Consider the following 19,284-nt stretch of genomic DNA (forward strand, 5'->3'; position numbering starts at 1 on the left):
ACCGGGACACGAACCCGAGAACGACGGGGTGTTGATCGTTATGGCCAAGCGGCGGGGTTTTTTCATCGAAACGCTTATCCGCCCGCGTATCCCGCTTTGCCCCGAGGTGTCGGGCAAGCGGGTGCGCCGTCTGCAGAGACCACCGGCGGGTTATGTTGATCGCGATGTCTGCCGAGCCCGGTCGCAACCGCACAGCACCGCCGCTGCCGGCTGCGCTGCTGCGGGCGTGGCCGTTCATCATCCTCGGTGCGCTGGGATGGCTGATTGCGGTGGGCGCCGCTTTCCTGGTGCCCTCCCTGCAGAGCTGGCGTCCGGTTGCCCTGGCCGGGCTGGGCGTGGGGGCGCTCGGCACGAGCATCTTCCTGCTGCAGCTGGCCGCGGCCCGCCGTGGTGCGCGCGGCGCTCAGGCCGGGCTGGAAAATTTCCTCGACCATGAGTAACACACGGAACCTGGAGGAGCGATGGTAGCCCCGCTGTTGCAAGCGCATGTCGATATCGACGCCCCGGCCGCCACGGTGTGGGGGTTGGTCTCCGATCTGCGGCGGATGCCGCAGTGGAGTCCGCAGTGCCGGTGGATGAAGCCCTTCGGCCCGCTGCGTCAGGGCACCCGGACCCTCAACCTCAACCGCCGCAAGCGGCTGTTCTGGCCGACCACCTGCACCGTCGTCGAGGTCGTCCCGGACCGCAGGCTCGCGTTCCGGGTCGACACCAACAACACCATCTGGACTTATGAGCTCGAGCCCAGCGGCGAGGGCACCCGGCTGATCGAGAGTCGCCACGCCGAAAACGGCGTCACCGCGTTTTCGAATCTGTCGGTGAACGCGCTCTTCGGCGGGACCACCAAGTTCGAACGCGAATTGCTCGACGGCATGAACGCGTCGCTGGCGCGCATCAAGGCCGCCGCCGAAACCGGTTAGTCGGGCGTCTCATCCCGCGGTGGCTGCCCAGGCTCCGGTGCCTCGGCCACCGGCGCGGCCTCCGACGTATCCGTTTCCGCCGGTTCGCCCGGCGTATCGGGTTGGGGCTGCACAGCCTCGGGCTCCGGCTGCTCTTCCGCGGCCTCCGACGGCTCCGAAGGCGGCGGGGATGGCTCGACCGGTGCCTGGGCGACGTCCAAAAGGCCGTCGTCGTACGGCTCGTAAGCCGGCGACCCGCTGCCCGCCGGGGCCGGTGTGTCCGAGTGGGCGCCGCAGCCGTACAGCTTGTCGACGATGTGCCCGTCGGCCGACAATTCGTTGCCGCACACCCCGAACAGCGCCCCCAGGGAACCCGACAGCGGCAGGAAAAAGCCGCAGTCGCGGCACACCCGCTTGGTGGATCGCGCCATCGGCGAATCGGGGCCGTAATCGCCGGTGCGCCAGCGTTCGGCCGCCTCGGAGCGGCCCTCGACGCTCATCACCCAACGACGGCCCAGCCCGATTTCCGCGGCGGTCTCGTCGACCTGGGGATCCCCACTGGCGGTGTAGCCGGGCACCAGCCGGGGATCATCGGCGGCGGGCGCCAACAGGTCACCGGGGCTCAGGTCCCCGGGCCGCACCCGTTGCTCCCACGGCACCCATTCGGGCGCCAGCAATGCCGTCGGCCCCGGCACCAGCACCACCTCGCTGATGGTGGCGTGGTCGGCGCCCGGATAGGCGGCCACGACGACCGCCCATTGCCATCCCTGGTAGCCGGGTAGATGCGCCAGGAACCGGTGGGTGGCGGTGTTCGGGTCTTCGTAGCCGGCGCCCAGATAATCGCCGACCATCTCCGGCCCGCTGAACTCCACGACGGCGGCCCTGGCCTGGTCCGCCGCGCTCGTCAGCACCGCCGCCAACCCCTCGGGCCAGTCGCCGACGGTCGCCACGGCGTAGTCCACGGTGGGCTCCTCGGTGGGTCGGGTCACGCTGTCTTCTTTCTGCATGGCGTTTCCAATACTAGGTTGACGAGCCACACCCCGTTGCCTGCAGACGCATGCAGTCGGCATAGGGGAGAATCGGGACGTGTCCGGAAGGCGGCAAAACAATCCGGGCCGGGTGGCCGCTCAGCCGGGCCGCCGGCCCCGCAACGGCCCTGCCGCCCAGCATCCGGGCGCGGCGAATTACCCCGCCGGTGGCGCGGCCGACCGGCGTACCCGCCGCCCGTCGCCGATGCCGAGCGCCAACCGCTATTTGCCCCCTCTGGACCATGAGCCGGAGCCGGAACGCAACAGTGGCGGGGCGCCTCGCGGTGCCGGCGAGCGGATCACCGTCACCCGCGCGGCGGCGCTGCGCAGTCGCGAGATGGGTTCGCGGATGTACTGGATGGTGCAGCGCGCCGCGACCGCCGACGGCGCGGACAAGTCGGGTCTGACGGCGCTGACGTGGCCGGTGGTGGCCAACTTCGCGGTGGACGCCGCGATGGCCGTCGCACTGGCCAACACGCTGTTCTTCGCCGCCGCAACCGGCGAGAGCAAGGGCCGGGTCGCGCTGTACCTGTTGATCACCATCGCGCCGTTCGCGGTGATCGCGCCGCTGATCGGCCCGGCGCTGGACCGGCTGCAGCACGGCCGCCGCGTCGCCCTGGCCGCATCGTTCGCGCTTCGCACCGCCCTGGCCGTGCTGCTGGTTATGAACTACGACGGCGCGAGCGGCAGTTTCCCCTCGTGGGTCCTCTACCCGTGCGCACTCGCGATGATGGTCTTCTCGAAGTCGTTCAGCGTGCTGCGCAGCGCGGTGACACCGCGGGTGATGCCGCCGACCATCGACCTGGTCCGGGTGAACGCGCGGCTGACCATGTTCGGCCTGCTGGGCGGCACGATCGTCGGCGGAGCGATCGCGGGTGGCGTCGAGTTCGTCTGCACCCACCTGTTCAAGCTGCCCGGGGCTTTATTCGTGGTGATCGCGGTGACGATCGCCGGCGCCCTGCTGTCCATGCGGATACCGCGCTGGGTCGAGGTGACCGCCGGCGAGGTCCCCGCCACCCTGAGCTATCGCCAGGACAGTGAACCGCTGCGGCGCAGCTGGCACAAGGAGGTCAGCGGGGCGTTGCGACAGCCGTTGGGCCGCAACATCATTACGTCGCTGTGGGGTAACTGCACCATCAAGGTCATGGTGGGCTTCCTGTTCCTTTATCCCGCATTCGTCGCGAAGGCCCATCAGACCAACGGCTGGGCCCAGGTCGCGATGCTCGGGGTGATCGGCGCCGCGGCGGGGATCGGCAATTTCGTCGGCAACTTCACCAGTGCGCGCCTGAAGCTGGGGCGGCCCGCCGTGCTGGTGGTGCGCTGCACGGTCGCGGTGAGCGCCGTCGCGCTGGCCGCTGCGGTGGCCGGCAACCTGGTGCTGGCCGTTATCGCCACCCTGGTCACGTCGGGGGCCAGCGCCATCGGGAAGGCGTCCCTGGACGCGTCGCTGCAGAACGATCTACCGGAGGAATCCCGCGCATCGGGGTTCGGGCGCTCGGAGTCCACACTGCAGTTGGCCTGGGTCCTCGGCGGCGCGCTGGGGGTGTTGGTGTACACCGAACTGTGGGTCGGTTTCACCGCGGTCACGGCGCTGCTCATCCTGGGCCTGGCGCAGACCCTGGTCAGCTTCCGCGGTAACTCACTGATTCCCGGCCTGGGAGGAAATAGGCCAATCATGGTCGAGCAGGAGGGCAAGCGCCGCGGTGTCGGCGCTCCGGCGGTGGTTGCCGAGTGAAACCCAGAAGCAAGCGGGGGGTGGCCGTGCTGCTCGCCTGTGTGGTGGCTGTGCTCTGCGTCGGCGCCGGCGTGGGCGCCTGGTTGCTGGTGGGCCGCTCCGGACCGCGGCACCCCGAGATCAGCGCGTTTTCACACGGTCACCTGACCCGGGTGGGGCCCTACCTGTACTGCAACGTGCTCAACCTCGAAGACTGCGAGACACCGCAGAACCAGGGCGAGCTGAAGGTCAGCGAACGTTACCCGATTCAGCTCTCGGTGCCCGACGCGATTTACCGGGCGCCCTGGCGGCTGCTCCAGGTATACGACGACCCGACCAACACGACCAGCACCATCTTCCGGCCGGGCACCCGGTTCGCCGTGACGATCCCGTCGGTCGATCCTCATCGCGGGCGGCTGGCCGGCATCGTCGTGCAGTTGCTGACGTTGGCGGTCGATCCCGCGGGCGAGTTGCGCGATGTGCCGCACGCGGAATGGTCCGTGCGCCTGACCTTCTGAGGGTTCGCGCCGAACGTCGAGTTGTTGTGCAAATGCGCGTATTTGGGCGCACCTACTCGACGTTCGGCGCCACGAACTAGGCCCCGTGCCCGGCGGGCACGCGTTCGCCTTCGACCGGCGGCCCGGGCGGTGTCCCCGTTCCGAACGGCTTGCCACCGAGACTTTCTCGCCCGTGCGGAGATAGCCAGCTGGCCAGGTCCGGACCCTTGGGCACGATCCGGGTGGGATTGATGTCGGCGTGCACGATGTAGTAGTGCTGCTTGATCTGGACGAAGTCGACGGTGTCACCGAATCCGGGTGTCTGGAACAGGTCGCGCGCATAGGCCCACAGCACCGGCATTTCGCTCAGTTTGCTGCGGTTGCATTTGAAATGGCCGTGATAGACCGGGTCGAAGCGGGCCAGGGTGGTGAACAACCGGACGTCGGCTTCGGTGATGGTGTCTCCCACTAGGAATCGCTGTTCGCTCAGCCGTTCGCTCACCCAATCCAGCGCGGTGAACAACCGGTCGTAGGCGGCTTCGTAGGCCTGCTGCGAGCCGGCGAACCCGCACCGGTACACGCCGTTGTTGATCTCGGTGTAGACCTTCTTGCTCACCTCGTCGATCTCGGAGCGCAAGTGTTCGGGATACAGCTCGGGTGCCCCGTCGCGGTGGTATGCCGACCATTCCGTCGACAGATCCAGGGTCATCTGCGCGAAGTCGTTGGTGACCACCTCACCGGTTCCCACGTCGACGATCGCCGGGACCGTGATGCCCTTGGGGTAGTCCGGGAAACGCTTGAAGTAGGCGTCCTGCAGCCGCGGGATCTTCAGCACCGGGTCGACGCCGCCGGGATCGAGATCGAACGTCCAGCTGCGCTCGTCGTGGGTGGGGCCGCAAAAGCCAATGGAGAGAACACTTTCCAGGCCCAGCAGGCGGCGCACGATGATCGCGCGGTTCGCCCATGGGCACGCCCGGGCGACGACCAGCCGGTACCGCCCGGGCTCGACCGGATAGCCGTCGCGCCCATCGGCGGTGATGCGGGTGGTGATGTAGTCGGTGTCGCGGGTAAATTCGCCCGCCGAAGCAACATAGGAAGCCATATCTCCCATAGTCGCTCAACATCGATTCATTGCCGAGCGATCGCCGGGATTCAGCCGCCTCAGGTTCGACCTGCGCCTCAGGTCGTGAGAAATCTCCGGGCCAAGTTGGTCTCGGTCGACGCGCCCTCGTCCCACTCGGCGATCCACGGCCCGGTGCCCTCGGACTGATCGATGACCCCGTCCTCGAGCCAGCCGTAGCGCCCCTGAAGCAGGTTACGGGTGAGCGCGACATCGCTGCCGTCGGTGTTGTCCCACAGGGCGTGAAACAGGGCTTCCACCCGCAAGGCCGCTTGCCGGCAGAACGTTTCGGCGAGCTCGTACGCCTGCTGACCAATTGCCGCATCGGCGGCGCGTTGTGACTCCGCCCGCACGCACGCCGCGGACATCGCGAACAGTTCGGCACCGATATCGACCACGCGCCCGAGGAAGCCCTGCCGCTGCTCCAGTTTTGCCTGCCAACGTGCCATCCCGTAGAACGTGTTGCGTGCCAGCTTGCGGCTGGAGCGTTCGACGAAGCGCAGGTGTGCCGCCAGCGGACCGAACTCATGGTAGGCGCGGGGCCGCTGCCCTTCACCGAAAACCAGCTGCGGCAACCACTTTGCGTAGAACCCGCTTGCCCCGACGGCCGCGGCGGCCTTCTGCCGCAAGCCGGTGTCGGGCTTCGCGAGGTCACCGGCCGCGGCGAGATGGGCATCGACCGCTTCGCGTGCGATGAGCAGTCTCATGATCTCACTGGACCCCTCGAAGATGCGATTGATCCGCAGGTCCCGCACCGCCTGCTCGACCGGAACCGCACGTTCGCCGCGCGCCGCCAGCGACTCCGCCGTCTCATATCCCCGCCCGCCCCGAATCTGCATGACCTCGTCGGCGATCAGGCAGGCCATCTCGCTGGACCATAGCTTGGCCAACGCCGCCTCGATGCGGATGTCGTTGCGGCCCTCATCGGCCATCTGGGCGGACAGTTCCAGCACCGCGTCAAGGGCGTAGTTGGTCGCGGCGATGAACGAGAGCTTGCGTGCCACCGCCTCGTGTTGGGCCAATGGTTTGCCCCACTGCACACGCTCACCGGACCATTCGCGCGCTATCTTCAGTGCCCACTTCGACGAGCCCGTCGCACTGGCGGGAATCGACAACCGTCCGGCGTTGAGGGTGGTCAGCGCGATCTTCAAGCCGTCGCCTTCGCGGCCGATCAGGTTTTCGCTCGGGACCCGGACCTTGTGCAGCCTGGTCACACCGTTCTCGATGCCGCGCAGCCCCATGAATTTATTGCGTCGCTCCACGGTGATGCCGGGCGAATCAGCCTCGACGACAAAGGCGCTGATGCCGCCTCGATGTCCGTCGCCCTTGGGCACCCGGGCCATCACCACCAGCAGCTCTGCGACCACGCCATTGGTGGTCCACAACTTCACGCCATCGAGTTCGTAGGCCTTGCCGTCCTCGACCGGTGTCGCCGTCGAGGCCAGCCGTGCCGGGTCGGAGCCGACGTCGGGTTCAGTAAGCAGAAATGCCGATATCGCCCCAGCCGCGCACCGCGGCAAGAACTTTCGCTTCTGCTCGGGTGTCCCGGCAAGCTTGAGCGGCTCGGGTACGCCGATGGATTGATGAGCCGACAGCAGTGCGCCGAGACTCGGATGCACGCTCGTCACCATCATCAGGGCCCGGTTGTAGGCGACTTGCGACATATTCAGCCCGCCGTAATCGGACGGTATCTTCATCCCGAAACAGCCCAGATCGGCCAGACCCTTCACATACTCGTCAGGGATGTGCGCATCGCGTTCGATGACGCTGCCATCCACGGTGCCCAGGAACTCTCGTAGCCGGTCGAGAAACGCACGGGTGCGCGCCTCGTCAGCCTCCGACGGTGTGGGAAACGGGTGAATCAGCTCCAGCGGAAAACGACCAAGGAACAACTCCTTGGCGAAAGATGGTCTTTCCCAACCCGTTTCACGAGACTCCTCGGCGAGAGCTCTCGCTTCCTCTTCGGTGACCTGCTTTTGCTGCGCCATCACAGCCTCCTTGCTCGATACCCGTCGTGAGCAGGGAGTACCCCAGTGCGGGCGTCGCCACCCTCCGTTGGGGCGCAGACGGTGATTCTGCTGGTTGGCCGTGTGCCACCGGCCGGCCGGCGTGGCCGGACACAGGCACCGTCAGGAGTCGAGTTCGCGGGCTACGGCCTTGACCACCTCGGAAACCCGGCGGGCGGTCTTGCGGTCCGGGTAGCGACCCTTGCGCAACTCGGGCTGCACCGCGCTTTCCAGCAGCGTGATCATGTCCTCGACCATGCCGTGCAGCTCGTCGGGGCTGTGCTTGTGCTCGGCGGGCACCTCGCGCCGCGTCTTGGTCAGGCTGGGCGGCGGCTCAATCAGTTTGAGGCTCAACGCTTGCGGTCCACGCCGTCCGGAGGCGATGCCGAACTCGACACGCTGGCCCGCCTTGAGGCCCTCGACCCCAGCGGGCAACGCCGACGAGCGAACGTACACGTCTTCGCCGTCCTCTTGCGACAGGAAGCCGAAGCCCTTGTCAGCGTCGTACCACTTCACCTTGCCCGTCGGCACTGGTCTCACCTGCTTGTCTAACGAATCAACGGAATTAGGCAACAAAATATGCGTCCCGCCTGCGCAGGACGCCGTATTAGGAGTCTGATCCTACTCGGAAGCCCAGATGACGAGCACCCCCGTTATTTGGCACTCGGTACGCTTGGTGATAACCGCGGAGGAGATATGCGCCTGATCCTGAACGTCATCTGGCTAGTCTTCGGCGGCCTCTGGATGGCCGTCGGCTACCTGGCCGCGGCGATCGTCAGCTTCGTGCTCATCGTCACCATTCCGTTCGGCTTCGCGTCGCTGCGCATCGCCTCATACGCGCTGTGGCCGTTCGGCCGCACGATTGTGGACAAGTCGACGGCGGGGTCCGGCGCCCTGGTCGGAAACGTCATCTGGGTCGTGCTGTTCGGGGTGTGGCTGGCGATCGGTCATCTGGTCAGCGCGGCGGCGATGGCGCTCACGATCGTCGGCCTCCCGCTGGCGCTGGCCAACCTGAAACTGATTCCGGTGTCGCTGATGCCGCTGGGTAAGCAGATCGTGCCGGTCAGCTCGCCGACCCACTACGCGCCGCCGGTGGCCGCATGACCCTGACGACGTTGGGCGTCCCCTCGGTGCCGCGCCGCGATGACGGCCCGGCCGTTCCCGGCGATGTGCCGGCCAGCGGCCCGCTGGTGGACACCTACGGGCGGGTCGCCACCGATCTGCGGGTCTCGCTGACCGACCGCTGCAACCTGCGGTGCAGCTATTGCATGCCGGCCGAAGGCCTCAACTGGCTGCCGGGCGAACAACTGCTGAGCGCCCACGAGGTGGCCAGACTGATGCGGATCGCGGTCACCCGGCTGGGGGTCACCAGCGTGCGGTTCACGGGCGGTGAACCCCTGCTGGCGCGCCACCTCGAAGAGGTGGTGGCCGAGGCGGCCGCCCTGCAGCCCCGCCCCGAGATCTCGCTGACCACCAACGGTGTCGGGCTGGCGCGGCGCGCAGCCGGGCTCGCCGCGGCCGGCCTGAATCGGGTCAACGTCTCACTCGACAGCGTGGATCGCCGGAATTTCGCGGCCATCACCCGTCGCGACCGGCTCGCAGACGTGCTGGACGGCCTGGCAGCCGCCAACGACGCCGGCCTGACGCCCGTGAAGGTGAACGCCGTTCTGGACCCCGGCACCGGCCGCGAAGACGTGGTGGGGTTGTTGCGGTTCTGCCTCGAGCACGGCTACCAGTTGCGCGTCATCGAGCAGATGCCGCTGGACGCCGGACACCGATGGCGGCGGGACGCGGCGCTGAGCGCCGACGACGTGCTGGCCGCGCTGCGCCCCCACTTCCGGCTGCGGCCCGACCCCGCGCCGCGGGGATCGGCCCCCGCCGAGCTGTGGCTGGTCGATACCGGCCCCGGCACGCCGAGCGGCAAGTTCGGGGTCATCGCATCTGTCTCGCACGCGTTCTGCGGGGCGTGTGACCGCACCCGCTTGACGGCCGACGGTCAGGTCCGCAGCTGCCTGTTCGCCGAGCAGGAGACCGACCTGCGTGGGCTGCTGCGTAGCGGTGCGCCCGACGACGCCGTCGAGGCGGCGTGGCGCGCCGCGATGTGGGGCAAGCCCGCCGGCCACGGCATCAACGATCCGAACTTCATCCAGCCCGACCGCCCGATGAGCGCGATCGGTGGCTAGTCCCATGGGACAGACCCCTGTCCAAGCCGACGGAATCCAGGTGACGGTGCGCTACTTCGCGGCCGCGCGGGCGGCCGCCGGCGTCGACTCCGAGGCAGTGGTGCTTCGCCCCGGCACGTCGGTCGGCGAGCTGGTCGAGCGGCTCGCCGTTCGAGGGCCCCTCCTGGCCACCGTTTTGACCCGATGCTCATACCTGCGCGACGGGATCGCGGTGCGCGACGAGACCGCGGCGTTGCAACCCGGTGACACGATCGATGTTCTGCCGCCATTTTCCGGCGGTTGAAACTGTGACATATCTCACGTAACGGAACGATAACGGCGCGATCACGCTCCGATATCGCGCATTGCGACCTGCGCAAACACTATGTGTTCCTGCGGTTTTCGTAGATGGCCGAGCGGGAAACGCCGGGTTTCCCTAGACGTGACGAGACCAACAGAAACGGTTAACGTCTCCGGAGGCTCGCCAGCCATCCCGATTGGCGGACCTCCCCTCCCTATCGCGCCGAGCTCCATCCAATAGGCGGGGGCCTCCGAACTACATGGATGGAGACGGGGGACCCACCGGTCCACCGTGATCGGATTGGGGCCGCTCGCGGCTCCTAGGGGTGAAGTCGACGTCGTCTCGTTCGAGACCACGCCGGCCGGGTGGCCTCTCCAACCCGAACCCGACAGCTGACCTCGCAGGCGCGTGACGAGAGAGGAATACATCGGCGCGTATGAGTGGACGTCACCGTAAGCCCAGCAGTTCGAACATCAGCGTCGCCAAGATCGCCTTCACCGGCGCGGTACTTGGTGGCGGCAGCATCGCCCTTGCCGGCCAAGCGGCCGCAGCCACCGACGGTGAATGGGATCAGGTAGCCCGTTGCGAATCCGGTGGCAACTGGGGCATCAATACCGGCAATGGCTACCACGGTGGCGTGCAATTCAGCGCGAGCACCTGGGCCGCACACGGCGGTGGCCAGTACGCACCGTCGGCCGAACTCGCCAGCAAGGAACAGCAGATCGCCGTCGCCGAGCGGGTGCTCGCCACCCAGGGTCGTGGCGCCTGGCCCGTGTGCGGTGGCCCCCTGTCGGGTCCCACCCAGCGCGACGTGCCGGCTCCGGCCAGCCTGGATGCGCCCGGCATCAATGGCGCCCCGGCACCGCTGGCCCCGCCCGCCGACGCGCCCCCGCCCGCTCCGGTGCAATTGGCCGGGTTTGACCGGCCGGCACCGCCGGACGCTCCTCCGCCGCCCCCGGCGGACCTGCCGCCGGCTCCCCCGGCCGACGCGATGCCGCCCGCGCCTCCCGTGGACCTGCCGCCGGCTCCCCCGGCCGACGCACCGCCGCCGGCCGACGCGATGCCGCCCGCACCTCCGGCCGACGCGATGCCGCCCGCACCTCCGGCGGACGCACCGCCCGTCGTGGACACGGGCTTCCACGGTTTCGTTCCGGAAGACATGCCGCAGCAGGCTTCTGAAGGTAACTACCTCGTGCAGCTGTGGGATGCGATCCGGGCCCAGGACGTTCACGGGAACGACGCGCTGGACGCTCTCGCTCAGCCGTCTCCTAACGCCTGACGCCGCCGTACTCCCCGCACGCCCCGAAACCCCTCCTTTTCGGGGCGTGTCGGGCTCGGCGCACCGTTCCGGTGGCCGCCGTGCCTAGCGCGTCAGGCCGAGCCCACCCACTCCTCGGTTCCGTCGGCGAAGAATTGGTGCTTCCACACCGGTAGCCGCGCCTTGATGGTGTCCACCAGGTGCGCGCAGGTGGCGAATGCCGCTTGCCTGTGGTCGGCGGCGACGGCCGCAACCAGCGCCGCCTCTCCGATGCGCAGCGGGCCGATGCGATGGCTGGCGGCGACGGCGCGCACGCCGCTGGACTGCTCGGCCACCTCGGCCACCACGTCGGCGATGACCTGGTCGGCAGACGGGTGCGCGGAGTACTCCAGCCGCACCACCCGCCGTCCGCCGTCGTGGTCGCGGATCATGCCGACGAACCCGACGATGGCCCCTGCCGACTGATGGCCCACCAACTCTTCATGCTCGGCCAGTGAAATGGGGTGCTCGGTCATCGCGGCGCGCACGACGAGCGTCATCGCGGGTGATCTTTGCCGGCGAGCTGATCGAGTGCGTGGTCCAGCACATCGGCGAGCACGCCGAGGCCGTCGCGAACCCCCCCGGGCGAACCGGGCAGGTTCACGATCAGGGTCTGGCCGGCCACACCGCACACCCCGCGCGACAACACCGATGTCGGCACCTTCGGCAGACCCGACTGGCGGATCGCTTCCGCCAGTCCCGGAATCAGGTAGTCGACGACGGCCACGGTGTGGTCCGGTGTGCTGTCGCTGGGCGAGATGCCGGTGCCGCCGGAGGTGATGATGACGTCGGCCCCGGCGTCGATCGCGGTGCGCAGCGCGTCGCCGACCGGTGGCCCGTCGGCCACCACCTCGGCCTCCGGGGCCGAAAAGCCGCGCTCTGCAAGCCATTCGGCGATGATCGGGCCGCAACGGTCGTCGTACGCCCCTGAGGACGCGCGGGTCGAGGCGATGATGATGCGGGCGGAACGGGTGCTCATGGGCGCGCCCACCTTCCGGTCTTGCCGCCTTCCTTGCGCAGCACTCGAATGTCGTCGATTCGTGCGGCCGGGTCTACCGCCTTGATCATGTCGTAGAGCGTCAGCCCCGCGACGCTGACCGCCGTCAGCGCTTCCATCTCTACCCCCGTGCGGTCGGTGCTTCGCACCGTTGCGATGATCTCGACCTCAGACTCCCGCACGGTGAAGTCGATGTCGACCCCGGTGAGAGCGAGTTGATGACATAGCGGGATGAGTTCGCTGGTGCGCTTCGCGGCCTGAATGCCGGCTATCCGCGCGGTGGCCAGGGCATCGCCCTTGGGCAGGCCGCCGGTCGAAATCAGCGCCAGCACTTCCGCCGATGAGCGCACCACCCCGGCGGCCATCGCAGTTCGCTTGGTGGCTGCCTTCTCGCTGACGTCGACCATGTGCGCCGCCCCACGGTCGTCCAGATGTGACAGGACGCCGGGGCCGGAATTCTCCGACGCCCATTTCGCCGAGGCTTTGGAGTCCTCAGAGGCCATCTGGCGGCCTACCGATTGACGACGGTGACCGGGTGCAGGTAGGGCAGTTCGGTGGAAGGCAGCGGGAACACCAGCTCGCCGAACGGCGACAGTGCGCCCGTGCGATCGGTCACGAGTTCGCTCACCGCGTGGTCGTCGGGGTCGGTCGTCGGCCAGCCGTTGTCGACATACTTGGTTTTGCGCGCTTTGCCGTCAGCATTGTCAGCCACGAGGTCCATTCTGACAGGTGGCGCACAGCATGTAGCCGCAAGGGCTTGGGTGTTGGGCGCCCTCGAACGTAATGCGACGGTCGGCCACGCCGAGTTACGCTGAAATGATCGTGCCAGCCGTGCTAGACGCCGCCGCGAACAGTCCGGTTTTTGCCGTGACGGCGGCTCCTTACCTGCTCCTGGATGCGGAACTCAACATCCGGGCCGTCAACGACGCCTACCTGCGGGCGACGAGTCGTGAGCGCGACGAACTCATCGGCGAGCAGATGTTCGACGCTTTCCCAGACAATCCCGCCGACGTCGCGGCCACCGGCGTGCAGAACCTGCAGGCTTCGCTCAGCCGGGTCCTGCGGGACGCGGCCGCGCACCAGATGCCCATTCAGCGTTACGACATCGCACCCAGCGGCAGCGCCGAATTCATTCCCAAGATATGGAGCCCGGTTAACTCTCCGATCAGCGACGACGAGGGCCGGGTGGTGGGGTTGCTTCACCACGTCGAAGACATCACCCCGCTGATCGCCGATGGCATCGACCGCAGCGCAGACGGTCGCGCCCTTGCCCTGACGGCGTCGCGCTATCGCGGTCTGCATGACCTCCTGATCGAGCAGAACACGAGGCTGACCGATGCGCTACTCGCGGTAGGCACCTCGCGCGGGCCGTCCGGCCCGACGGCATCCAGTCAGCGGCGCCGCCGGCTGTGGCAGCTGCTCATGGCGCACACCCGCGAAAACCCCGGCCGCGGATGGTCGGCCTCGCTGTGCGTCCTGGCCGTGGAAGCATTCGACACCGTCGTCGGCGCAGCTATTTCGCTGCAGAGCGCGTCCGGGCAGCTTGCACTGTTGACCGCCAGCGACGCCCGCGCCAGCAACATGGATCAGTGGGGCGCCGAATTGGCGGAGGGTCCCATGCATGCGGCCCTGCTCAGCGGCGTTCCGGTGCACGTCGCCGACCTGGCCAGCGATTGTGCCCTCTGGCCCGGCTACGCCACGGCCGCCCTCGACCTCGGCATCGTCGGAGTCTCCGCGTATCCGATGATGCTCGACGGCGACGTAGTAGGAGCGTTCACCGTCTATCGCAGCCGCCGCGAACGCGCTCCCGACCACGCCGAATGGATCGACACCGCGATCGCGGCCGACCTGGCGGTCTCGGCTCTCCTGTCCGACGGAGTGCATATCGAATCGCAATTGGACACCGACGACTTCGACCTCGATGTGACGATCGCCGCCGGGATGCTCAGCTCGCGATTCGACATTTCCATGGACGACGCCGTGAACAAGTTGCGCCGCCGCGCCCGCCTTAAGAATGTGCCCGTGCGGCACGTCGCCGCAGACTCGATCCGGCGTTGGGGCGATTACTCCCGGCGCCAGGCACGGTTCAATCAGACCTCCCCGCGCTGAGCGTCTGCTGGGTACCCGCCACCTGCTTTACGCTGGTCAGCAATGACCGACAACACCCCGGATATCCCGCTGGGGTCGTGGCTGGCCGAGTTATCCGATGAGCGGCTGATCCGACTGTTGGAGTTGCGGCCGGACCTGGCCCAGCCCCCACCCGGCAGCATCGCCGCGCTGGCCGCGCGCGCCCAGGCCCGCCAGTCGATCAAGGCCGGCACCGACGACCTCGACTTCCTGCGCCTGGCCGTACTCGATGCGCTGCTGGTGCTGCAGGCCGACGCGGAGCCGGTGCCCGCCGCGAAACTGCTGGCGCTGATCGGTGACCGCGCCGCCGAAGCCGACGTCCTCGATGCGCTGGACGACCTCCGGCAACGCGCCCTGGTCTGGGGTGAGGCCGCTCTGCGCGTAGCAGCCGACGCCGCGACGGGGATGCCCTGGCATCCGGGCCAGGTCATTCTCGAGGACACGTCGCGCAGCGCCGAGCAGATCGCCGGTCTGATCGACGATCTCGATCAGGCCCAGCTCGACGTGCTGGAGAAGCTTCTCGAGGGTTCCCCGATGGGCCGCACTCGCGACGCCGCGCCCGGCGCGCCCGCCGACCGGCCGGTCCCCCAGCTGCTGGCCATAGGCCTGCTGCGGCGCGTCGACGCCGAGACGGTGATCTTGCCCCGCCACGTCGGGCAGGTGCTGCGCGGCGAGCAGCCGGGCCCTATGCAGCTGACCGCACCCGACCCGGTGGTCTCGACGACCACGGCCCACGACGCGGACGCGGTGGCCGCCGGGGCCGTCATCGACTTGCTACACGAGGTCGACGTTGTGCTTGAAACGCTCTCCGCCGCACCGGTTTCCGAGCTGCGCAGCGGCGGCCTGGGAATTCGCGACGTCAAGCGGCTCAGCAAGGTGACCGGCATCGACGAGCCGCGGCTGGGATTGATCCTCGAAGTCACGGCCGCGGCCGGATTGATCGCCAGCGGCATGCCCGACCCCGAGCCGGTCACCGGCGAGGCGCCGTACTGGGCGCCGACGGTCGCCACCGACCGGTACACCGCGATGTCGGCGGCCGAACGCTGGCAGCTGTTGGCCGGCAGCTGGCTCGACCTTCCCGGTCGGCCGGCGCTGATCGGCAGTCGGGGCCCCGACGCGAAGCCCTACGGGGCTCTCACCGACGGCCTGTACTCGACGGCCGCGCCGCTGGATCGCCGGCTGCTGCTCGGCATGCTCTCCGAGCTGTCCCCCGGCGCCGGCGTCGACGCGGCGGCAGCCTCGGCGGCGCTGATCTGGCGGCGTCCACGCTGGGCGAAGCGGTTGCAGCCCGGGCCCGTCGGGGACCTGCTCGCCGAGAGCACCGCCTTGGGACTGGTCGGCCGCGGCGCGATCAGCACACCCGGCCGTGCGCTGCTCGACAACGACGGCGATCCGCAGGTCGCGATCGAGGCGATGAACCGGGCGCTACCCAAACCGGTCGACCACTTTTTGGTGCAGGCGGACCTGACCGTGGTCGTGCCAGGGCCATTGGAACGCGACCTGGCCGAGCAACTCGCCGTCGTCGCCACCGTCGAATCGGCCGGCGCCGCGATGGTGTACCGCGTCAGCGAGCAGTCGATCCGGCACGCACTCGATGTCGGCAAGACTCGCGACTGGATGCATTCCTTGTTCGCCAGGCATTCCAAAACGCCTGTGCCCCAAGGGCTTACCTATCTGATCGACGATGTCGCGCGCCGGCACGGGCAGCTGCGGATCGGCATCGCCGCGTCGTTCGTGCGCTGCGAGGACCCCGCGCTGCTGGCCCAGGCTTTGGCCGCGCCGGCGGCCGGGGAGGTGCAGTTGCGGGCCCTGGCGCCGACGGTCGCGGTGTCGCCGGCTCCGATCGGCGAGGTGCTCGCCGCCCTGCGGTCCGCGGGCTTCGCGCCGGCGGCTGAGGATTCATCCGGCGCCATCGTCGACGTGCGTCCGCGCGGCGCCCGGGTGGCCACACCCCAGCAGCGCCGGCCCTATCGCCCGGCCCGGCGCCCCAACAGCGAAAGCCTCAACGCGGTGGTGGCCGTGCTGCGCAAGGTGACCGCCGCGCCGTTCGGCAATATCCGCATCGATCCCGCCGTGACCATGACGCAGCTGCAGCGCGCGGCCAAGGAACAAGACACCCTGGTGATCGGTTATCTGGATGCGGCGGGCGTGGCCACCCAGCGGGTGGTGTCGCCGATCACCATCAAGGGCGGTCAGCTGGTCGCCTTCGATTCCGCGTCCGGGCGGCTGCGTGACTTCGCCATCCACCGCATCACCTCGGTCGTGTCGGCCACCGCCGGATAATGGTTGGCACGCAGAGCACCGATGAGAAGGAGTGGCGCTGAACATGTCTGACGGACCGTTGATCGTGCAGTCCGACAAGACGGTGTTGCTCGAGGTAGACCACGAGCTGGCCGGCGCGGCGCGCGCCGCCATCGCGCCGTTCGCCGAGCTGGAACGCGCACCCGAGCACGTGCACACCTACCGCATCACGCCGCTGGCGCTGTGGAACGCCCGCGCCGCGGGTCATGACGCCGAACAGGTGGTCGACGCGCTGGTCAGCTTCTCGCGCTACGCGGTGCCCCAACCACTGCTGGTCGACATCGTCGACACCATGGCCCGCTACGGTCGCCTGCAGCTGGTGAAGAACCCCGCGCACGGCCTGACGCTGGTGAGCCTGGATCGCGCGGTGCTCGAAGAGGTGTTGCGCAACAAGAAGATTGCCCCGATGCTCGGCGCCCGCATCGACGACGACACGGTCGTCGTCCATCCCAGCGAGCGCGGCCGCGTCAAGCAGATGCTGCTCAAGATCGGTTGGCCTGCCGAGGATCTCGCGGGCTACGTCGACGGCGAAGCGCATCCGATCAGCCTGGCCCAGGACGGCTGGCACCTGCGCGACTATCAGCAGATGGCCACCGACTCCTTCTGGTCCGGCGGATCCGGGGTGGTGGTGCTTCCGTGCGGCGCCGGCAAGACGCTGGTGGGCGCGGCCGCCATGGCGAAAGCCGGTGCGACGACGCTGATTCTGGTCACCAACATCGTCGCGGCCCGGCAATGGAAGCGCGAGCTGATCGCGCGCACGTCGCTCACCGAGGATGAGATCGGCGAATACTCCGGCGAGCGCAAGGAGATTCGGCCCGTCACCATTTCGACGTATCAGATGATCACCCGCCGCACCAAGGGTGAATACCGACACCTGGAACTCTTCGACAGCCGGGACTGGGGGCTGATCATCTACGACGAGGTCCACCTGTTGCCCGCGCCGGTGTTCCGGATGACCGCCGATCTGCAGTCCAAGCGGCGCCTGGGTCTGACGGCCACGCTGGTCCGCGAGGACGGCCGCGAGGGCGATGTGTTCTCGCTGATCGGCCCGAAGCGCTATGACGCGCCGTGGAAGGATATCGAGGCGCAGGGCTGGATCGCGCCGGCCGAGTGCGTCGAGGTGCGGGTCACCATGACCGACAACGAGCGCATGCTTTACGCCACCGCCGAGCCCGAAGAGCGGTACAAGTTGTGCTCGACTGTCCACACCAAAATCGCTGTGGTCAAGTCGATCCTGGCGAAGCATCCCGGTGAGCAGACGCTGGTGATCGGTGCCTATCTCGATCAGCTCGACGAGCTTGGCGCCGAGCTGAACGCCCCGGTGATCCAGGGGTCCACCCGGACCAAGGAACGCGAGGAACTGTTCGACGCGTTCCGGCGCGGCGAGCTGTCCACCCTGGTGGTGTCCAAGGTTGCGAACTTCTCCATCGACCTGCCGGAAGCCTCTGTGGCGGTGCAGGTCTCGGGAACGTTCGGCTCACGCCAGGAGGAGGCGCAACGGCTGGGCCGGTTGCTGCGGCCCAAGTCCGACGGTGGGGGCGCCATCTTCTATTCCGTGGTCGCGCGCGACAGCCTGGACGCCGAGTATGCCGCGCACCGGCAGCGCTTCCTGGCCGAGCAGGGCTACGGCTACATCATCCGCGACGCGGACGACCTGCTGGGCCCAGCGATTTAGGCTGCGGCGCAAGCGATTCAGAGCGACAGGATGGTCGCCGACGCGGTGCCGGGCGCACCGTAAACCTGGGCCAGCCCGACGCGCGGGTTGCCGGGCACCTGCCGCTCCCCCGCCTCGCCGCGCAGCTGCCGCACCAGTTCGTGCATCTGCCGCAGCCCCGACGCGCCGATCGGCTCGCCGTTGGCGATCAGCCCGCCGTCGGTGTTGACCGGCATCGAGCCGTGGATCTCGGTGGCGCCGTCGGCCAGCAGCTTCTCCTGCTCGCCGTCGGCGCACAGCCCCGTCTCGGCCATGTGGATGACCTCGTTGCCGGCGTCGGTGTCCTGCAGCTGGGCGACGTCGACGTCCTCGGGCCCGATGCCCGCGGCTTCGTAGGCCGCCTTGGCGGCGTACACCGTCGGGGAGACGTCCTCATCGAGCGGCGCGAAGGTGGCGTGCACCTCGTACGCACCGAACGTGCGGGTGCGGATCTCACAGGCGCGCACGTACACCGGCTTGTCGGTGAACCTGTGCGCGATGTCCGCGCGGCACATGATCACGGCCGCGGCCCCCTCGTCGGGCGCGCAGAACATGTACTGCGTCAACGGGTAGTTGAGCACGGTCGAGTTGAGGATCTCCTCGACCGAGATCTCCTTGCGCCGGAAGGCATTCGGGTTCAGTGCGCCGTTGCGGAAGTTCTTGTTGGCCACCCGCGCCAGCGTCTCCTGGGAGATGTTGTGGTCGTGCAAGTACTTGTTGGCCTTCATCCCGAAGAACTTGGTGGTGACGAACTGACCGTTCTGCGCGTACCACTGCGGCAGCGCCAGCTTGGCGGGGTCGTCGGTGAAGGCGCCGCGGGGGTGCTTGTCCAAGCCGATGGCGATGCCGATGTCGTACTTGCCCAGCCGGATGGTGTCCGCGGTCTGCTGGATGGCGCTGGCCGCGGTGGCGCAGGCGTTGAAGACGTTGGTGAAGGTGATGCCGGTCAGTCCGACCAGGCGGGTCACGGCATCCGGGTTGGACACTTCGTGACTGCCACCGAAGCCGAACTGGATGTCCTTCCACTGCACTCCGGCGTCGGTGAGCGCGGACTGAATGGCCTCGGCGCCCATCTGCATCGCGGTCTTCTCGAAACGGCCGAAAGGATGCAGGCCCACACCGATGATCGCCACATCATTGGTCAT

The 19,284-nt window shown here is 68.3% G+C and carries 19 protein-coding genes, 1 pseudogene and 1 riboswitch; of the genes and pseudogenes, 11 read left to right on the forward strand and 9 right to left on the reverse strand.

Features of this window, described 5'->3' with window-relative positions:
- The first annotated feature begins 164 nt into the window (after positions 1-164).
- Both AC5Y30_RS12905 and AC5Y30_RS12910 read left to right on the forward strand, forming a co-directional pair.
- The gene (locus tag AC5Y30_RS12905; RefSeq protein WP_499918548.1) at positions 165-440 is read left to right on the forward strand and encodes a DUF2530 domain-containing protein; all 276 of its coding nucleotides are present in this window, start codon (positions 165-167) and stop codon (positions 438-440) included.
- 21 nt (positions 441-461) lie between these two features.
- A complete protein-coding gene (locus AC5Y30_RS12910; protein WP_499918551.1) occupies positions 462-917 on the forward strand; it encodes an SRPBCC family protein in 456 nt (151 codons plus the stop codon).
- A gap of 170 nt (positions 918-1,087) precedes the next feature.
- Here AC5Y30_RS12910 and AC5Y30_RS12915 read toward each other — a convergent pair.
- A pseudogene (locus AC5Y30_RS12915) lies at positions 1,088-1,885 on the reverse strand (DUF3027 domain-containing protein); the annotation flags it as partial.
- 130 nt (positions 1,886-2,015) lie between these two features.
- Between AC5Y30_RS12915 and AC5Y30_RS12920 the strand changes: the two are divergent.
- Positions 2,016-3,659 (forward strand): MFS transporter, encoded by a 1,644-nt coding sequence (locus AC5Y30_RS12920; protein WP_499919018.1) that lies wholly within the window; start codon positions 2,016-2,018, stop codon positions 3,657-3,659.
- Positions 3,656-4,156 carry a DUF2771 domain-containing protein gene (locus tag AC5Y30_RS12925; protein WP_499918553.1) on the forward strand — a complete coding sequence of 167 codons (501 nt, stop codon included), beginning with the start codon at positions 3,656-3,658 and terminating at the stop codon, positions 4,154-4,156. The genes AC5Y30_RS12920 and AC5Y30_RS12925 overlap by 4 nt, the downstream gene beginning before the upstream one ends.
- Before the next feature lie 76 nt (positions 4,157-4,232).
- Here AC5Y30_RS12925 and AC5Y30_RS12930 read toward each other — a convergent pair whose 3' ends face one another.
- The 3 genes from AC5Y30_RS12930 to AC5Y30_RS12940 form a co-directional block, all read right to left on the reverse strand.
- Positions 4,233-5,237, reverse strand: coding sequence for a glutathione S-transferase family protein (locus AC5Y30_RS12930; protein ID WP_499918555.1), 1,005 nt, complete (start codon positions 5,235-5,237; stop codon positions 4,233-4,235).
- 77 nt (positions 5,238-5,314) lie between these two features.
- Complete coding sequence (locus AC5Y30_RS12935; RefSeq protein ID WP_499918559.1) at positions 5,315-7,243, reverse strand: acyl-CoA dehydrogenase family protein; 1,929 nt, start codon at positions 7,241-7,243, stop codon at positions 5,315-5,317.
- A gap of 141 nt (positions 7,244-7,384) precedes the next feature.
- A complete protein-coding gene (locus AC5Y30_RS12940; RefSeq protein WP_499918561.1) occupies positions 7,385-7,792 on the reverse strand; it encodes a cold-shock protein in 408 nt (135 codons plus the stop codon).
- Between the two features lie 165 nt (positions 7,793-7,957).
- On the opposite strand from AC5Y30_RS12940, the gene AC5Y30_RS12945 reads away from it, so the two are divergent.
- The 4 genes from AC5Y30_RS12945 to AC5Y30_RS12960 all read left to right on the forward strand — a co-directional run bounded on the left by AC5Y30_RS12945 (position 7,958) and on the right by AC5Y30_RS12960 (position 11,003).
- Positions 7,958-8,365, forward strand: coding sequence for a YccF domain-containing protein (locus AC5Y30_RS12945; RefSeq protein WP_499918563.1), 408 nt, complete (start codon positions 7,958-7,960; stop codon positions 8,363-8,365).
- A complete protein-coding gene (gene moaA / locus AC5Y30_RS12950; protein ID WP_499918564.1) occupies positions 8,362-9,444 on the forward strand; it encodes a GTP 3',8-cyclase MoaA in 1,083 nt (360 codons plus the stop codon). The genes AC5Y30_RS12945 and moaA overlap by 4 nt, the downstream gene beginning before the upstream one ends.
- Before the next feature lie 4 nt (positions 9,445-9,448).
- Positions 9,449-9,727 carry a MoaD/ThiS family protein gene (locus tag AC5Y30_RS12955; RefSeq protein WP_499918566.1) on the forward strand — a complete coding sequence of 93 codons (279 nt, stop codon included), beginning with the start codon at positions 9,449-9,451 and terminating at the stop codon, positions 9,725-9,727.
- 235 nt (positions 9,728-9,962) lie between these two features.
- Positions 9,963-10,147: riboswitch (cyclic di-AMP (ydaO/yuaA leader) on the forward strand.
- A gap of 13 nt (positions 10,148-10,160) precedes the next feature.
- The gene (locus AC5Y30_RS12960; RefSeq protein WP_499918568.1) at positions 10,161-11,003 is read left to right on the forward strand and encodes a transglycosylase family protein; all 843 of its coding nucleotides are present in this window, start codon (positions 10,161-10,163) and stop codon (positions 11,001-11,003) included.
- A gap of 92 nt (positions 11,004-11,095) precedes the next feature.
- On the opposite strand, the gene AC5Y30_RS12965 is transcribed toward AC5Y30_RS12960, so the two are convergent.
- The 4 genes from AC5Y30_RS12965 to AC5Y30_RS12980 are packed head-to-tail and all read right to left on the reverse strand — an operon-like array spanning position 11,096 to position 12,730.
- The gene (locus tag AC5Y30_RS12965; protein ID WP_499918570.1) at positions 11,096-11,521 is read right to left on the reverse strand and encodes a molybdenum cofactor biosynthesis protein MoaE; all 426 of its coding nucleotides are present in this window, start codon (positions 11,519-11,521) and stop codon (positions 11,096-11,098) included.
- Entirely contained in the window at positions 11,518-12,000 is a 483-nt protein-coding gene (locus tag AC5Y30_RS12970) for a MogA/MoaB family molybdenum cofactor biosynthesis protein (RefSeq protein WP_499918572.1), read from the reverse strand. Before AC5Y30_RS12970 ends, AC5Y30_RS12965 begins: the two co-directional genes overlap by 4 nt.
- Entirely contained in the window at positions 11,997-12,521 is a 525-nt protein-coding gene (gene moaC, locus AC5Y30_RS12975) for a cyclic pyranopterin monophosphate synthase MoaC (protein ID WP_499918574.1), read from the reverse strand. The genes AC5Y30_RS12970 and moaC overlap by 4 nt, the downstream gene beginning before the upstream one ends.
- A gap of 8 nt (positions 12,522-12,529) precedes the next feature.
- Positions 12,530-12,730: a hypothetical protein gene (locus AC5Y30_RS12980; protein WP_499918575.1), complete on the reverse strand. Its 201-nt coding sequence runs from the start codon at positions 12,728-12,730 to the stop codon at positions 12,530-12,532.
- A 110-nt stretch (positions 12,731-12,840) separates the two neighbouring features.
- Here AC5Y30_RS12980 and AC5Y30_RS12985 point away from each other — a divergent pair, with 110 nt between their 5' ends.
- Genes AC5Y30_RS12985 through AC5Y30_RS12995 form a run of 3 tightly spaced genes read left to right on the forward strand, consistent with a single transcriptional unit; the run spans position 12,841 to position 18,121 of the window.
- Positions 12,841-14,127 (forward strand): PAS domain-containing protein, encoded by a 1,287-nt coding sequence (locus AC5Y30_RS12985; protein WP_499918578.1) that lies wholly within the window; start codon positions 12,841-12,843, stop codon positions 14,125-14,127.
- A gap of 42 nt (positions 14,128-14,169) precedes the next feature.
- Complete coding sequence (locus tag AC5Y30_RS12990) at positions 14,170-16,428, forward strand: helicase-associated domain-containing protein (RefSeq protein ID WP_499918579.1); 2,259 nt, start codon at positions 14,170-14,172, stop codon at positions 16,426-16,428.
- 43 nt (positions 16,429-16,471) lie between these two features.
- Positions 16,472-18,121 carry a DNA repair helicase XPB gene (locus tag AC5Y30_RS12995; RefSeq protein ID WP_499918581.1) on the forward strand — a complete coding sequence of 550 codons (1,650 nt, stop codon included), beginning with the start codon at positions 16,472-16,474 and terminating at the stop codon, positions 18,119-18,121.
- 17 nt (positions 18,122-18,138) lie between these two features.
- Here the strand turns inward: AC5Y30_RS12995 and AC5Y30_RS13000 are convergent, their stop codons facing one another.
- On the reverse strand, positions 18,139-19,284 hold the full coding sequence (locus tag AC5Y30_RS13000; RefSeq protein ID WP_499918584.1) for a thiolase family protein: 1,146 nt from the start codon (positions 19,282-19,284) through the stop codon (positions 18,139-18,141).

Source organism: Mycobacterium sp. NGS27, assembly GCF_059813005.1.